Raw genomic sequence first — 15,952 nt, 5'->3', positions numbered from 1 at the left:
ACATGGCCGGTTAGTCAAACGGTTAAGACGCTGCGTTCTCAGCGCAGAGAGTATGGGTTCGAATCCCATACCGGTCACCAGAAAAGGTTTCGCTGAATGATGGAAACATCTTTGGAGAAACCTTTTTTTCTGGCTTGATTTTTCTTGTATTCATGATGATGGTATAATGAAATGACAAGATAGGAGATTAACAATGGATAGTAAAATTAAAAAGTGGATCATGGTGATGCTGGCGGTTCTTGTTATTTCCGCTGCAGCGGCAGGTTTTATGCCTGAATGGAAAAAGACGTCCGCCATCGGGAAGGGTAAGGACTATGTGGCGGAAATCCGCATTGATGGTACTATTTACGGCGGTCCCCGCAATGGGACTCTCCTGGGGGCGTCAGAAGGCGTTTCCAGCGAGCAGGTGATGTATGAAATGGAACAGGCGCGGAAGGATAATCGGGTAAAGGGCGTCCTTCTCCGCATTAACAGTCCCGGCGGTTCTACGGGAGCAACGCAGGAAATTGCGGAAGAAATGGACAAGATTAAGAATGCGGGAAAGCCGATCGTCGTTTCCATGGGGGATATGTGTGCCTCTGCAGGATACTGGCTCGCCAGCAAAGGCGATTATGTTTTTGCCAATCCTGCTACCCTGACAGGAAGTATTGGCGTGTACATGGATTATACGAATGTTGAAGAGCTTATGGATAAGCTGGGTGTAAAAAATGAAAAAATCAAAAGCGGTGCCCATAAGGATATTCTTTCTATGTACCGGCCCATGACAGGAGACGAGCAGAAAATGCTTCAAACCATGGTGGATGATATTTACAGCCAGTTTGTGAAGACCGTGGCTGACGGAAGACGTATGGAAGAAAGCCGTGTAAGAAGTGTGGCTGACGGACGGATTCTTACCGGCCAGCAGGCTATGGAACTGGGACTGGTTGATGCGATGGGGAATTATTATGATGCCTTGAATTATGCGGGAGGCGTCGCCGGAATAGAAGGGGACAGTGTACCGGTGAAAAGATATTCCGTAGGAACATCCTGGAAAAATATCCTTGCAGGGGAAATGGACAGTGCTGTGAGGAGTTTAGCAAAAAACATTTCAGATAATATATGGGGCACGTTTTCCCAGACGCCGGCACCCTCTGTTCGTTAAGGAGCTATGATGAATACAGTTTTAGATTTAATATACCGTTTGCTTGCCCATCCCACAGACGCGATGTCTGATGTGACTACCGGTGAAAAAATGAAAGAAAGCAGTATCATCTGGGGATTCGTGGTTTTGCTTCTTACCCTTTCTTCTGTGGAGGCAGGAAGTTTTGTGACCGCTTTTCTGGCATCTTTTGTCGGGACAGGTTCTCTCCTTTTGATACACAGTGCCGTGGTGGATTATATTTCCGGACTCCTTGGCGGGCGGGGGACGGCAAGAGGGATTACGGCGGGGTTCATGTGCGCGTCGATCCCTTATGCTTTTTCTGTTTTCTTTTCTCTTATAGGACAGTTTGGCCTGGACGGCATCCACAGATTTGCTGTTTTTGCTATTGTTGTCTGGAGCTTTTTCTTAGACATTCTTGCCATCCGTGCAAATTACGGGTTTGGGAAAGGGAAAGCCTTTTTTATCAGTATTTCTCCTTTCCTTCTCTGCGGCATGCTGATTACTGCATTGTTTGTTATCGGTATTATGACAGCTCTTGCAGGTATTTCGGAACTTCAGGATGTGGAGGGTATCATAAATTCTTTCTGAGAAAACGGGGGTGCCGGTAGCTTATCGGGACACTGAATATTGCCTGGTTGTGGTATAATGACTTAGTATTACATGGCTGAATTTTGAAATAAATGATTCATTTATTGGAGTTTTGCAGGAGGAAATATTATGTGCGGTATATTGGGCTATGTGGGAAATGGAAATGCTTCCGATTTCCTGATAGAAGGTCTGCGCCGTCTGGAATATAGAGGTTATGATTCGGCAGGCATTGCCGTGTATGAAAATGGGAAAATCGAGATAGAGAAAAAAGCGGGACGTCTGGTAAATTTGGAAAAGGCGCTGGAGTCCCATCCTTTACGTGGAAATATCGGTATCGGGCATACCCGATGGGCAACTCACGGCAAACCATCAGATGTGAATGCCCATCCCCATGGGGATGAAAATAATCATTTCGTCATCGTTCACAATGGCATTATTGAAAACTACATGGATTTGAAAAAAGATCTTCTGAAAAAAGGCCATGTATTCAAGTCTGAAACGGACAGCGAAGTCGTTGCCCATTTGGCGGAAGAGCTTGATGACGGTGATTTTTTCTCTACCGTCCGCAAGGTGCTTGCTGTAATCGATGGTTCTTATTCTCTTGTATTCATGCATGATGCCGATCCCGATACGATTATCTGCACAAAGAAAGATAATCCGCTGATTATAGGGCTTGGTGAAGATGAGAATTTCATTGCGTCCGATATTCCTGCAGTGATTAATCATACCCGCCGTATTTATATTTTGAATGACGGGGAGATTGCGGTCGTAAAAAAAGACAGTGTTTCCGTGTTCAGTGCTGACGGTCTTCCTATTTCAAAAAAAGTACAGGAAGTTACCTGGTCGGCGGAAGCGGCGGAAAAGGGCGGATTTGACCATTTTATGCTGAAAGAAATTTATGAACAGCCGAAAGCAGTCCGTGATACTGTAAAAATTCATTTGAAAAAAGACGGCACTGTGTTTTTTGATAAGCTGAATTGGACGAAAAACAGTCTTGAAAATATTGACAATATTCTGATCACTGCCTGCGGTACGGCATATCATGCGGGGCTGGTGGCAAAGCACTATATCGAACGGTTCGCGAAAATTCCGGTTTCCGTGGAAATCGCGTCGGAATACAGATACAGCCGCCCTCTGACGACGGGAAGGACGTTATGTATCGTTATCAGCCAGTCCGGTGAAACGATCGATACACTGGCGGCGCTGAAAGAAGCAAAGCGTCTTGGTGCCCAGAGTATCGCGGTGACAAATTCCATCGGATCTTCCATTGCCCGTGAAACAGATGTGGCCATTTACACACTGGCCGGTCCGGAAATCGCCGTGGCATCTACAAAAGCATATACTACACAGCTGGTTTCCCTTTTGATGCTTGCTCTCTATATGGGGCAGGTAAAAGAGAGTATTTCTTTGGAACTGGTGAGGAAGCTGACTGCCGCTCTGCTTGAACTGCCGAAGCAGATTGAAGAAGTGCTTACTGAAAAGGAACATATGTCTGAGGTGGCGGACCGCCTGATTAAAGCAGAAGATATTTTTTATCTTGGGCGCTCTATTGACTATGCCATTGCCATGGAAGGAGCACTGAAACTGAAAGAAGTTTCTTATATCCATGCGGAAGCATATGCGGCCGGTGAATTAAAGCATGGCACGCTGGCTCTTATTTCTGCCGAAACGCCGGTTATTGCCGTGGCAACACAGAATAATGTGAGAGCTAAGATGTACAGCAATATACAGGAAGTACGCGCCCGCGGTGCAGATGTACTGGGAATCGGTTATGATGATGATCATGAGCTTGAAAAATATACTACAGGAATCGTGAGAATTCCGAAAGTAGACGAATTTATCGCCCCTATTCTTTCTGTCATTCCTATGCAGCTTCTTGCATACTATACCGGTATCAAACGGGGCAATGACGTGGATAAGCCCCGTAACCTGGCCAAATCGGTCACTGTGGAATAAGGAGCATAGATACATAATGGATGTTATTTTTTCGGGAATCCAGCCCAGCGGTTCTTTAACTTTAGGAAACTATCTGGGGGCATTGAAAAATTTTATCCCTTTTCAGGAAACAGCGGAATGTTACTATTGTGTTGTAAACCAGCACGCGATTACTGTTCCCCAGAATCCGGCACTGCTTCATGAACGGACACGGAATCTGGCGGCACTCTATATCGCGGCAGGGATGGATCCGAAGAAGGCGACGATTTTTGTCCAGTCGGAAGTACCGGAGCATGCCATGCTTGGGTGGATGATGATTTGCAGTGCGTATGTGGGAGAAATGGAACGCATGACGCAGTATAAGTCAAAAGCACAGAAAGAGGAAAAGAAAGAGGGGTTTATTCCCCTGGGACTTTTAACATATCCGCCCCTTATGGCTGCCGATATTCTCCTGTATCAGGCAAATCTCGTGCCGGTTGGTGAAGACCAGCGCCAGCATATGGAAATTACAAGGGATCTGGCGGAACGTTTTAACCGCAAGTATGGCGAAGTATTTACCATTCCTGAAATGTGGGCCCCCCAGGGCGGGGCGAGAGTCATGAGCCTTCAGGAGCCGACAGGTAAAATGAGCAAGTCTGATGATAATGAATGGGCGACCATCCATATGCTGGATACGGCAGATGTAATTGTGAAGAAAATAAAGAAGGCAGTCACCGATTCATTGGCGCATGTCCACTATGATAAGGCGAACCAGCCCGGCGTTTCCAATCTGATGAGTATCCATTCGGCTATTTCCGGAAAGACTTTTGAAGAAATAGAAACGATGTATGACGGACAGGGATACGGCACGTTCAAGAAAGATGTAGCTGATCTGGTAGTAGAAGAACTTAGTCCGATCCGTTCCCGATATGATGAACTTACAGGAACTCCCGAACTGGATGCCATTCTTGATGACGGTGCCGTCCGCGCCCGTGCGAAAGCCCGCGTGACGTATGAAAATGCAATTCATGCCATGGGGCTGTATAGAAAATAATAGGAATGAGAACCGCGATGACTTCACCGCGGTTTTTTGCGTATTGAATGGTATTTCATTCTGAGGAATTTTTACAAAAAATATCGTCCATGGTAAAATACACATGAATTTTTTACGGAGGTAAAAGAAATGCGTAAATTATATATTTTGGAACTTGCTGCGGCCTTATGGCTGTGTATGGTAGGCTCCGTATCGGCAGAAATTCTTCACATGGGAATGCGTGGCGCCGCTGTGGAATCCTTGCAGAATGATCTGGTAGAAGCGGGATATCTGGCGCGTACGGTAGATGGCGACTATGGATCGACCACGGTGAAGGCGGTATCGGAATTTCAAAAAGATCATGGACTCCCTGTTACGGGAAAAGCAGATGACAGCACACAGGCAAAGCTGAAAGAAGATGACGGGAAAGGGTATCGTGATGGAGGCGGGATCGTATATGCCCAAGGAAATCGGGGGGATATGATTGCTGAACTGCAGGACCGTCTTGCGGCGGCAGGCTATCTCACTGGCGCTTCTGACGGTATCTATGGCGGGGATACGGCGGCTGCCGTGAAACAGTTCCAAAAAGACCACCGACTTCCGGTGTCGGGAGCTGTAGATGAACAGACACTTTCCCTTTTGGGAGGGGTAGAAACGGGAGAGGCAAAAAAAGAAAACAAAAAGGAAATAAAGAAGGAACAAAAGAATAAAAAAGACATGCATTATACAAAAGGTGACCGCGGGAGTGAGATCAAAACATTACAGAATAAGCTCCGCCGCGCAGGGTATCTGGACGGGGAAGCAGACGGCATTTACGGTAATGACACAGAAAGCGCCGTGCGCGCACTGCAGGAAGAACATGGTTTATCCGTTACAGGAAATGTGGATGATGCTACGTGGAAACTGCTCGGCGGGTTAAGCGCTCCTTCTGCGGGCGGCACGTTAAAAGCAGGAGATCGGGGCAAGCGCGTCGTTAAATTACAGAACAGGCTCCTTCTGCACGGGTATAATCCTGGCGGTTCTGATGGTATTTACGGAGCGGCAACAGCAGAGGCGGTCCGTAAATTGCAGGCGGAAGAAAAACTGGAAAGGACAGGAATGGCAGATACCAATGTGTGGGAACGTTTGGAAAATGCGCCAAAATTTACGGGGAAGTATAAAAAATCATTTCAAATGAAATCTACGGCATACACGCCGACGGACGGCGGCGGCTCCGGCCGTACCGCCTTGGGAAACTATGCAGGGAAAGGGCATGCGGCGGTAGACCCTGATGTGATTCCTCTGGGGAGTATCGTATATATCGAGGGATACGGCTATGCCATTTGTGATGATATCGGCGGAGCCATACAAGGATATGTTATCGATGTCGGTGTGGACAACCTGGAGCAGGCATACCAGTGGGGGTCAAGAGATAATATTACCGTTTACCTTATTTCCTGAAGTTTTAAGTTAAGTGATAAAGAGCTGCGTGGTGAAGAACGGACACGCGGCTTTTGTATTGCGGCAGCAAGTCTGTTTTGCTAAAATAAATTGGGAAAACTTGTTTTATGAGGCAATCTATTTTCTGAAAATATATGCGCGTTGTAAAAAACGGCGGGAGGCAATATGGAGAGTTTGACGGCGGTCGTTTTGGCTGCAGGCCAGGGTACAAGAATGAAGTCGCAATGGCCGAAAGTTCTGCACAAAGTTTGCGGCGTCCCTATGGCGGAGCAGGTCATTCGTACGGTAAAAAAGGCAGGATCTGAAAAATGTGTGGTTGTCACGGGATTCAAAGAGGAACTTGTTCGTGAAAGGCTTGCCGGAGAAAATATTTATTTCGTCCATCAGGAGGAACAGCTGGGAACCGCCCATGCGGTGATGCAGGCGGTTCCTTTGTTTAAAGATAATCGTGACGGGTATGTGCTTGTGGTTTGCGGGGATACACCACTTTTGCGCCGGGAAACGATCGAAGGTCTCGTCTGTGCGTGCAGGGATCATGACGGCGCCGCGGCTGTCCTGACGGCAATTATGGACAATCCTTTCGGATACGGAAGAGTTCTCCGCGATGCAAAAGGACATATGATTTCCATTGTGGAACAGAAGGACGGTACGCCGGATCAGCTGGCTGTCCATGAAATCAATACAGGGACGTATGTGTTCAAAACAGGTGCACTGCTTGATTCTTTGGAGAAGGTAGACAATAAAAATGCCCAGGGTGAATATTATTTGACTGATGTGTTTGAGATATTAATTAAGGCGGGGCGGAAAGTGATTCCTGTTGCAGCTGAAGACGCAAGCGAGACAATGGGCGTTAACTCCCGTATCCAGCTGGCAGAAGCTGACCGCATCCTTCGCATCCGTAAAGCGGAAGACCTGATGGCGGCAGGTGTCACAGTCACCGATCCGTACAGTACATATATCGAGCAGGATGTAGAAGTGGGACAGGATACGGTGATTTTACCGGGAACAATGCTGCAGGGGAAAACAAAAGTAGGGAAAAACTGTACTCTTGGTCCCGATACGCAGCTTACCGATGTGATTTGCGGTGATGGTAATCATTTAAACCGTGTATATGCCCATTCCTGTGAATTGGGAGATAATAATGAAATCGGGCCGTTTGTCCACTTACGTCCCGAGACCTGTCTGCACAATGATATTAAAATCGGGAATTTCGTGGAAGTGAAAAATTCCGACGTGGACGATGGCACGAAACTGCCGCACCTGATTTACTGCGGCGATTCCGATTTAGGGAAAAACGTGAATTTCGGATGCGGAACGGTAACGGTAAACTTTGACGGAAAAAATAAGCACCGCTGCACGATTGATGAGCATGCATTCATCGGGTGCAATACAAATCTTGTGGCACCGGTTCATATAGGGGCAAGGGCGTTTACCGCCGCGGGCTCGACGATTACGAAGGATGTTCCTGCCAAAGCGCTTGCTGTGGGCAGGGCAAAGCAGGTGAATATTGAAAATTGGGTAAAAGAAGATACATATAAAGATTAGCCTGTTTTATATTTCCGTCCAAGCAGGATAGTTTCTGTTTGAGAAAGGGTATATAATATAAGAAATGCTGCCATGAAGACGGCATGGGGGAGTTATTGTCGGAGATCCCGCAGGGGAGAAAAGGAGAGCATCATAAATGGATATGGAAGGTACATCGAGACTGAAAATTTTCACAGGAACCGCGCATCCGGCTCTTGCAAAAGAAATTTCAGATTATATCGGCGTTCCGCTTGGAAAGTCTTTGTGCGGAAGATTTAATAATGGCGAAATACAGGTCATGATTAATGAAAGTGTCCGTGGCAAAGACTGTTTCATCATCCAGCCGACAGGTTCACCGGTAAACGATAACCTGATGGAAATGTTGATTATGGTGGATGCGCTTAAAAGAGCTTCGGCACGTAATATTACCGTGGTCGTCCCTTATTACGGCTATGCCCGTCAGGACAGGAAAACCCGCGGTAGAGAACCGATCAGCGCGAAACTGGTGGCGGATCTGCTTGGAACGGCCGGTGTTACAAGAGTGGTGACCATGGATCTCCATGCGGGACAGATCCAGGGCTTCTTTGATGTCCCTGTAGACCATCTGGCTTCTGCGGCGCTACTTGCCGATTATGTAAAATCCAAGAATCTGGAAAATTTGACGGTCGTATCTCCTGATCTGGGCGGTGTAAACCGTGCCAGAGATCTGGCTGACCGCGTAGGCGCGCCTATCGCTATTATTGAAAAACGCCGTCCGGAACCGGGCGTAGCAAAGGTTATGAATATTATCGGCGATGTAAAAGGAAGAAACTGCTTCGTTGTTGACGATATCGTAGACACGGCAGGCTCCCTTTGTGAAGGTGCGAAAGCACTCATGGAGTACGGCGCTGCCGGTGTGTATGCGGCTGTATGCCATCCTGTGCTGACCGATCCGGCGACAGAAAGAATTAAAGAATCTGTGTTGAAAGAATTGGTAGTGACCAATTCGCTGCCCATAGAAAAAGAAAAAATGCAGGATAAATTGACAGTGCTGTCCGTGGCTCCTCTCCTTGGGGAAGCAATTCTTCGTATTTTCCATGACGCTTCCGTCAGCGCCCTTTTCGATAAATGAAATTGGTGGCAGGACTGGGGAATCCCGGTAAAGAATATGAACATACCCGCCACAATATGGGATTCGATGTTATTGACGAGTTGGCCCGCCGCTGGTCTGTGAATGTCTGGAAAACGGACATGAAAGCGGAGATCGCTTCCGTTGTGAGGTTCGGCGAAAAGATCCTTCTGGTGAAGCCGCTGACTTATATGAATCTCAGCGGGGACGCAGTAGGAGCGATTGCCAATTACTACAAAATACCTGCAGAAGATATTTATATCATCTGCGATGATTTGGATTTGCCGGCGGGGAAAACACGGATTCGAAAGAAGGGGTCTGCCGGTGGTCATAATGGCATCAAATCCCTGATTGCCGGCCTTCACACGGAGGAATTCGTCCGTTTCCGTATCGGGGTGGGACATCCGAAGGACGGGCATACCGTTATAGAGCATGTTCTTGGCCGGCCATATGGTGAAGAAATTGAACGTATCGAAGCCGCAAGGAAGTATACTGCTGATTCCGTGGAACGGGCGTTAGAAACCACTGTGGACAAAGCTATGAATGAATTTAATCCCAAACGGGGGAGATGAAGATATCCGTGAATATAGAGAAGGACTCTTTATGTTCACGGTTCTTTATTATGGATACGTGTAGAAATCCGTCTTGACTCAAAAAATTATTCAGCTGTTGTAAAATCCAAGATCGGCTATTGTGCGGAGCAGGTTATCGCCATTGGATAGTATGATAAAATAGAAAACAAAGATGTTATGCAGGAGATATCATGAATGGGAAATTGATTGTTCTTGAAGGAATTGATGGAAGCGGAAAGGCGACGCAGTCAGGACTTTTGGAGGATCATCTTATTAAGAGGGGAAAAGACGTCATGCATATTTCTTTTCCTGATTATGGAAGTCCTTCCTCGGCGCTGGTGAAAATGTACCTGAACGGTGATTTCGGCAGAGCACCGGGGGATGTGAATCCTTATGCGGCGTCCATGCTCTATGCGGTGGATCGTTTTGCTTCGTTTCGAATGAAGTGGAAATCTTTCTATGAAAACGGGGGGGTCGTGATTGCCGATCGGTACACGACGAGCAATATGGTTCACCAGATGACGAAGTACGATGATGAAGGAAAGCGGAAAGAGTTCCTTTCCTGGCTGGATCATATGGAATATGAAGAATTGGAGCTTCCCCGTCCGGATGTGGTGATTCTTCTTGATGTACCGCCGGCTGTTTCCAAAAAATTGGTTCGTGAGCGGGCAAAGCAGGGCGGGTCTATGGATATCCATGAGCAGCATTCGGCATATCTTGAAAAATGCTGCGATGCGTACCAGGTACTTTGTGAAACTTATGACTGGCTGCGTATTTCCTGCATGGCGGATGGCAGATTGCGGAGTACGGATGACATTTCAAAGGAAGTGCTTGATGCTGTGCTTTCCCGGCTTGGATAACTGTTGACGGGATTTTTATTGATTTTATTCATGGGTTTGCTATAATTGAATAGGTTTAAGGAATATACAGGCATCAGCTTGTGTGTTTCCAATTATGTATCTTCAGGGCAGGGTGTGATTCCCGACCGGTGGTAAAGGTTTTCCTGAGCCCACGAGCCGTATGGCTGATTTGGTGTGATTCCAAAGCCGACAGTACAGTCTGGATGGGAGAAGATTGTTTTTCTGATTTCGTAAGAGCCTCCCTGAAGACGGGAGGTTTTTTATGCGGATTGATGATGACAAAAAGTTTATGGCGCGGGCGCTGGAGCTGGCGGCTAACGGGATGGGACATACCCGTCCGAATCCTATGGTGGGCGCGGTACTTGTAAAAGACGGCGAAATCATCGGTGAAGGATGGCACGAATTTTATGGCGGGCCCCATGCGGAAGTCAATGCTTTTGCCGATTGCAGGGCTGATCCCGCCGGAGCGACTCTTTATGTGACGCTTGAACCGTGCTGTCATTATGGAAAGACGCCGCCCTGCGCGGATCTCATCGTATCCAAGAATCTTGAGCGTGTCGTGGTTGCCATGCAGGATCCAAATCCGCTTGTGTCAGGAAAGGGTATCCGGAAACTGAAAGATGCGGGGATTTTCGTGACGACTGGTGTGATGGAAAAAGAGGCGCAGGTTTTAAATGAAGTTTTCATGAAATTTATTACAGAAAAGAAACCTTTCGTCCTGTACAAATCAGCAGTGTCCATGGATGGAAAAACGGCATGCCATACGGGAAAGTCGCAGTGGATTTCATCGGAAGAATCAAGAGAAGAAGTTCGTACGCTGCGCGGTCTGTACGCGGCTGTCATGGCAGGGGCGGGAACGATTGCCGCAGATGATCCTCTGCTTACGGCACGGACGGAGGGATTGGAAGATCCTGTCCGCATCATCGTAGACGGCAAATTATCCGTTTCCATGGAGTCTCGTGTTTTCGGCGGCGAGTCACGGGTGATCGTTCTGACTACTTCTTCTGCCGCATCTGAAAAGGTGAAGGCTTTCCAGTCAAAAGGAATTGAAGTGATTTTTGCCGACAGCGATACGGAGGGCTGTGTTGATCTGGAAGCGGCCATGATCGGTCTGGCGGTGAAAGGGATCGACAGCATCCTTCTCGAAGGTGGAGCGGAAACGGCGGCAGCCGCTTTTGAAGCGGGTATTGTAGATAAAATCCGTTTCTATATGGCGCCTATACTTATTGGAGGGAAAGATGCACCTGGGGCGGTCGGCGGTACAGGCGCAGCGCTTATTCCGGAAGCGGTGCAGCTGGAAAATATCCGTACCGAGCGGAGTGGTGTGGATCTTGTGGTAGAAGGATATGTAAAGAAGAGGAAAAAGGTACCCGCCGAAAGACCGCTGCCTGAAAAGTTTAAAGCGGATATCTCCGGGAAGAAAGGAAGTACTGCTGTTGAAAATGAAATAAGGGATCGGGAACCGGAAAAAATGCAGGAGGAAATAAAGGAACCTGCAAAAATGGAGAAAGCAGCAGAAAAAATGGCTGAAGCACAGGAAGCCAGACTGCCGGAAGGACAGGCGTAGCCATGTTTACCGGACTTGTGGAAGAAATCGGGCAGATTAAAAAGGTGGACCGCACAGGAAGTTCCTGCCGGCTTACAATTGCCTGCCATAAAGTGCTGGAAGGCACGAAAGCGGGTGACAGTATCGCTGTCAACGGAACCTGTCTTACGGTAATGGCTTTTGACGGGAGTACGTTTTCCTGTGATGTCACGCCTGAAACGATGCGGCGTACTGCCTTTTCCCTGTTTGCCTCGGGGACGCCTGTGAATTTGGAACGGGCGCTCCGTTTCTGCGACCGTCTTGGCGGGCATATTGTGCTGGGGCATGTGGATTTTACGGGACGTATTCTTTCTTCTGAAAAAGAAGGAATCGCTCTCAATCTGACATTTTCGGCGGAAGAAAAATATATGAAGTATATTCTTGAGAAAGGCTCTGTTGCCGTAGACGGTGTCAGCCTGACTGTGGCAAAAAGAGGAGATTCATCTTTTATGATTTCCCTTATTCCCCATACAGGAAGCCTGACGGTTCTTTCTGCTAAGCGCATAGGTGAGCCGGTGAATATAGAGTGTGATTATTTGGGAAAGTATATAGAGCAACTCATGCAAAAAGAACATGAGGGAGTAACAACAAAACGTTTAAAGGATTTAGGGTATGGAGGCCATTATGGAATTTAAATTTGATCCGATTGAAGAAATTGTGGAGGAAATCAGACAGGGGCATATTGTCATCATGCAGGATCCTGCTGATCGTGAAAATGAAGGAGACTATATCTGCGCCGCTGAATTTGCTACGCCTGAAAATATCAATCGCATGGCATCGGAAGCGAGAGGCTTGATTTGTATGCCTATGGCGGGGGAAATTGCCGATGCGCTGTATCTTGCTCCGATGGTTCGTCATAATACGGACAGCAACCAGACGGCATTTCTTACGTCAATTGATTTTAAGGATGCGGGAACGGGGATTTCTGCAGCAGCCCGTTCCATGACGGCTATGGAAGCGGTCAGAGACGGAGCCAATCCAGCAGACTTTAAACGGCCGGGGCATATGTTTCCCCTGAGAGCAAAGCCGTGGGGAGTTCTTGCACGGCCGGGACATACAGAGGCCACTGTGGATCTGGCCAGAATGGCGGGACTCAAACCGGCAGGTCTTTGCTGTGAAATCATGGATGCAGGCGGTGCGATGTCTGATAAGAAAAGCCTTTTTAAACTGGCAAAAGAAAAAGGTTTGAAGATTGGCAGTATTCAGGATCTGATTGAATACAGAAAGATTCATGAAAAACTTATTGAACGGGTCACGGAAGCGGATCTGCCTACCAGGTACGGTAAGTTTCGTATATATGGCTATGTGAACCTCATCAACCGCGAACACCATGTGGCGCTTGCGATGGGGAATGTAAATGACGGCAGACCCGTTCTCTGCCGTATCCATTCCGAATGTCTTACCGGAGACTGCTTCGGTTCCCGCCGCTGTGACTGCGGCGAACAGCTGGATACTTCTATGAGAATGATTGCAAAGGAAGGCAGGGGTGTACTCATTTATCTCCGTCAGGAAGGGCGCGGCATCGGCCTTATCAATAAGCTCCGCGCATATGCTTTGCAGGATGAGGGGTATGATACGGTGGAAGCAAACCTGAAACTCGGATTTGCCGCTGACCTTCGGGAATATATGACGGGTGCCCAGATTCTTCATGACCTTGGTGCTGAAACGATTCGTATTCTTACAAACAATCCGCAGAAAATCGGGGATGTAAGTGAATATGGAATTACCATTGCGGAACGGATCCCTATTGAAATGGAACCGCACAGCGAGGATGAATTTTATTTACAGACGAAGCAGGATAAAATGGGACATATGCTTCATGCCCATAAATAATTTACTGAAGGAGGCGGCTTATGAATATTATTTCAGGACTTTATAATGAAGGACAAATCAGAGTGGGTATCGTAGCGACCCGTTTTAATGAGGTGGTTGTATCCAAGCTGGTTGACGGCGCGGCGGACGGTCTTTCCCGTCACGGAGTGGATATGGATACTGTAGATCTGGCATGGGTGCCGGGAGCGTTTGAGGTTCCCCTGACTGCGAAAAAGATGGCGGAGAGCGGCAAGTATGACGCCATTCTCTGTCTTGGCGCCGTTATTCGCGGAGAAACGGACCACTATGCTTATGTATCCACAGAGGTAACGAAAGGAATTGCCCAGGTATCGCTTTCCACCGGTGTACCCATTCTTTATGGGGTTCTTACGACTGACACTGTGGAACAGGCACTGAACCGTGCGGGGCTGAAGGCAGGCAACAAAGGTTTCGAATGTGCTTTGGATGCATTGGAGCTTGTTTCCCTTTATAAAAAAATCGGCAGGTAAGGAGTAGAGAAGCTTGTCTGTTTGAGACAGGCTTTTCGATTACCCAAAGACTGCGCTGAAAGTATTTTTATGTGTTAAAATGAGGATATCAAAATGGTAAAGGGGAATCGTTATGGCAAATAAAGAAGGAAAGTTTTTTGAGCAGCTCGGTATGCTGGCAGAAAATGCCTATGAAGCAGGAGAAGTGTTTCAGCGGATTACCGAAGGGAAAATGGAAATAGAAGATGGTGTGGATGCACTCCACGCAATAAAAAAAAGAGCACGCGCGTCTTTGGGAAAACTGTATGAGCGCATGTACAAAGTATACAAGGATCCGGCAGAAATCGAATTTGCCCGCGGGTTTATCGGGAAGATGTACGGCATTATTGATGTAATTCATGAAGTGGTGGATCGTTTTACCTTGTATAATGTGGAAACGACACCCCGTGAATTTTCTTCCATGGTCATGTTGGTGCGGGATGCTCTTCTTGAAATGAAGAAAGTACTGGACTATACGGGGGACGTGGCGGCAAATTACATGAAAATGGAAGCGCGGTGCAGGAAGATTTATGTTTTTGAGGAACGGGGAGATGAATTTTATCGGGAAGAAATCCGCCGTCTTTTTACGGAAAAACAATCTGCTGCCTATATGATTTATTGGAAAGATATTCTGGTGGATGTGGAAAGGATGCTGGATGCGGCTGCCGGTGCCGCAACACTCCTGCAAAAACTTTTTGTGCGGGTATAATGTGGTATCTTTTTTATGAATTGATATTGGACTTTTCTTACAATTTATGTATAATTAAAGTACATGGAGGAAATGCCATGGCGGTGGATGTACGTCCATCGAGCCGGTTTGATGATTATTTCCCTGATTATCAATTCGGCTGCGGATGATCATACTCCTCAATGAGCATCTTGCGCAAAGGAGGCGGTGTTGCACCGCTTTTTTTGTTGCCTGCTTTCATTGCTACTGTCTTCCGGTGGTGATAAAATAACAATATTACAGAGTATGGAGTTATGATTTCTGCAAGGAGGAAAATTGGAACGGGCTTATACGTGGTGTGACGGAAAGAGATTGGAAGTTACAGCAAAAACGCTGATTATGGGGATATTGAATGTAACCCCCGATTCCTTTTCTGATGGCGGAAGGTGGAATACGGCGGAAAAGGCACAATCTCATACAAGGGAAATGACAGATGCCGGCGCGGACATTATTGATGTAGGGGCGGAATCTACACGTCCCGGCGGTCAGCCGCTCACGGCAGAAGAAGAAATAGAAAGGATGAAAATATTTCTGCCTGTGGTTTTGAGGGAAAGCAGTGTTCCCGTCTCCGTAGATACTTATCATTGGAAAACGGCAGACTATGCTCTTCATGCGGGTGCCCATATGATGAATGACATTTGGGGACTGCAGTATGATCATGGGGAGATGGCAGAGGTAGCGGGCTGTCATCAGGTACCGGTCATTGTCATGCATAACAAAGCGGATACAAATTATAATGGTGATGTCATAGAAGAAATGAAAATATTTTTTGATAAGTCTTTAGACATCGCACTGCAGGCCGGTGTGAAAGAAGAGAATATCATTCTTGATCCGGGAATCGGTTTCGGCAAAGATGGGAATCAAAATATGGAAGTGCTGCGGCGGCTGGATGAACTGGTGCGGGCGTTCCCTTGCCCCTGGCTTCTTGGTGTAAGCAGAAAGCGGTTCATCGGCGCTATTTTGGATCTGCCTGCGGGAGAACGGGATGAGGGAACCGGAGCCGCGGGGTTATGGGGGATAAATAAAGGATGTTCAATTCTCCGTGTCCATAATGTGTCTATGGCGGTACGGATGGCAAAAGTCTGGGATGCGTTGAAAAATTGCACCGTTATATAATCTTG

The 15,952-nt window shown here is 47.3% G+C and carries 16 protein-coding genes, 1 tRNA gene and 1 riboswitch; all 17 genes read left to right on the top strand.

Annotated elements, in window-relative coordinates; translation table 11 throughout:
• Positions 1-4 precede the first annotated feature (4 nt).
• The 17 genes from GCWU000321_RS02500 to folP all read left to right on the top strand — a co-directional run bounded on the left by GCWU000321_RS02500 (position 5) and on the right by folP (position 15,947).
• A tRNA-Glu gene (locus tag GCWU000321_RS02500) sits at positions 5-80 on the top strand.
• Between the two features lie 113 nt (positions 81-193).
• Positions 194-1,141 (top strand): signal peptide peptidase SppA, encoded by a 948-nt coding sequence (sppA, locus tag GCWU000321_RS02495; protein ID WP_007069514.1) that lies wholly within the window; start codon positions 194-196, stop codon positions 1,139-1,141.
• Positions 1,142-1,150: 9 nt separating this feature from the next.
• Positions 1,151-1,729 (top strand): YIP1 family protein, encoded by a 579-nt coding sequence (locus GCWU000321_RS02490; protein WP_040381136.1) that lies wholly within the window; start codon positions 1,151-1,153, stop codon positions 1,727-1,729.
• A 129-nt stretch (positions 1,730-1,858) separates the two neighbouring features.
• Positions 1,859-3,685: a glutamine--fructose-6-phosphate transaminase (isomerizing) gene (glmS, locus tag GCWU000321_RS02485; RefSeq protein WP_007069512.1), complete on the top strand. Its 1,827-nt coding sequence runs from the start codon at positions 1,859-1,861 to the stop codon at positions 3,683-3,685.
• A gap of 16 nt (positions 3,686-3,701) precedes the next feature.
• On the top strand, positions 3,702-4,697 hold the full coding sequence (gene trpS, locus GCWU000321_RS02480; RefSeq protein WP_007069511.1) for a tryptophan--tRNA ligase: 996 nt from the start codon (positions 3,702-3,704) through the stop codon (positions 4,695-4,697).
• A gap of 129 nt (positions 4,698-4,826) precedes the next feature.
• The gene (locus GCWU000321_RS02475; protein ID WP_007069510.1) at positions 4,827-6,116 is read left to right on the top strand and encodes a peptidoglycan-binding protein; all 1,290 of its coding nucleotides are present in this window, start codon (positions 4,827-4,829) and stop codon (positions 6,114-6,116) included.
• A gap of 165 nt (positions 6,117-6,281) precedes the next feature.
• Positions 6,282-7,661 (top strand): bifunctional UDP-N-acetylglucosamine diphosphorylase/glucosamine-1-phosphate N-acetyltransferase GlmU, encoded by a 1,380-nt coding sequence (gene glmU, locus GCWU000321_RS02470; protein ID WP_007069508.1) that lies wholly within the window; start codon positions 6,282-6,284, stop codon positions 7,659-7,661.
• A 136-nt stretch (positions 7,662-7,797) separates the two neighbouring features.
• A complete protein-coding gene (locus GCWU000321_RS02465; RefSeq protein ID WP_007069507.1) occupies positions 7,798-8,751 on the top strand; it encodes a ribose-phosphate diphosphokinase in 954 nt (317 codons plus the stop codon).
• Positions 8,748-9,320 carry an aminoacyl-tRNA hydrolase gene (pth, locus tag GCWU000321_RS02460; protein WP_007069506.1) on the top strand — a complete coding sequence of 191 codons (573 nt, stop codon included), beginning with the start codon at positions 8,748-8,750 and terminating at the stop codon, positions 9,318-9,320. The genes GCWU000321_RS02465 and pth overlap by 4 nt, the downstream gene beginning before the upstream one ends.
• 191 nt (positions 9,321-9,511) lie before the next feature.
• Positions 9,512-10,180: a dTMP kinase gene (locus tag GCWU000321_RS02455; RefSeq protein ID WP_007069505.1), complete on the top strand. Its 669-nt coding sequence runs from the start codon at positions 9,512-9,514 to the stop codon at positions 10,178-10,180.
• 94 nt (positions 10,181-10,274) lie between these two features.
• A riboswitch (FMN riboswitch) is annotated at positions 10,275-10,399 on the top strand.
• Positions 10,400-10,442: 43 nt separating this feature from the next.
• The gene (ribD, locus tag GCWU000321_RS02450) at positions 10,443-11,747 is read left to right on the top strand and encodes a bifunctional diaminohydroxyphosphoribosylaminopyrimidine deaminase/5-amino-6-(5-phosphoribosylamino)uracil reductase RibD (RefSeq protein WP_007069504.1); all 1,305 of its coding nucleotides are present in this window, start codon (positions 10,443-10,445) and stop codon (positions 11,745-11,747) included.
• 2 nt (positions 11,748-11,749) lie between these two features.
• On the top strand, positions 11,750-12,400 hold the full coding sequence (locus tag GCWU000321_RS02445) for a riboflavin synthase (protein WP_007069503.1): 651 nt from the start codon (positions 11,750-11,752) through the stop codon (positions 12,398-12,400).
• Positions 12,390-13,598 carry a bifunctional 3,4-dihydroxy-2-butanone-4-phosphate synthase/GTP cyclohydrolase II gene (locus tag GCWU000321_RS02440; RefSeq protein ID WP_040381133.1) on the top strand — a complete coding sequence of 403 codons (1,209 nt, stop codon included), beginning with the start codon at positions 12,390-12,392 and terminating at the stop codon, positions 13,596-13,598. Before GCWU000321_RS02445 ends, GCWU000321_RS02440 begins: the two co-directional genes overlap by 11 nt.
• A 20-nt stretch (positions 13,599-13,618) precedes the next feature.
• Positions 13,619-14,086: a 6,7-dimethyl-8-ribityllumazine synthase gene (gene ribH, locus GCWU000321_RS02435; RefSeq protein ID WP_007069501.1), complete on the top strand. Its 468-nt coding sequence runs from the start codon at positions 13,619-13,621 to the stop codon at positions 14,084-14,086.
• A 112-nt stretch (positions 14,087-14,198) separates the two neighbouring features.
• A complete protein-coding gene (locus tag GCWU000321_RS02430; protein ID WP_007069500.1) occupies positions 14,199-14,813 on the top strand; it encodes a DUF47 domain-containing protein in 615 nt (204 codons plus the stop codon).
• Complete coding sequence (locus GCWU000321_RS09540) at positions 14,813-14,962, top strand: hypothetical protein (protein ID WP_007069499.1); 150 nt, start codon at positions 14,813-14,815, stop codon at positions 14,960-14,962. Before GCWU000321_RS02430 ends, GCWU000321_RS09540 begins: the two co-directional genes overlap by 1 nt.
• Positions 14,963-15,107: 145 nt before the next feature.
• Entirely contained in the window at positions 15,108-15,947 is an 840-nt protein-coding gene (folP, locus tag GCWU000321_RS02425) for a dihydropteroate synthase (RefSeq protein WP_040381130.1), read from the top strand.
• The last annotated feature ends 5 nt before the right edge of the window (positions 15,948-15,952 follow it).

Source organism: Dialister invisus DSM 15470, assembly GCF_000160055.1.
GTDB lineage: Bacteria > Bacillota > Negativicutes > Veillonellales > Dialisteraceae > Dialister > Dialister invisus.
The sequence above is the reverse complement of the archived record's forward strand: the minus strand, read 5'-3'. Positions and strand labels throughout refer to the sequence as shown.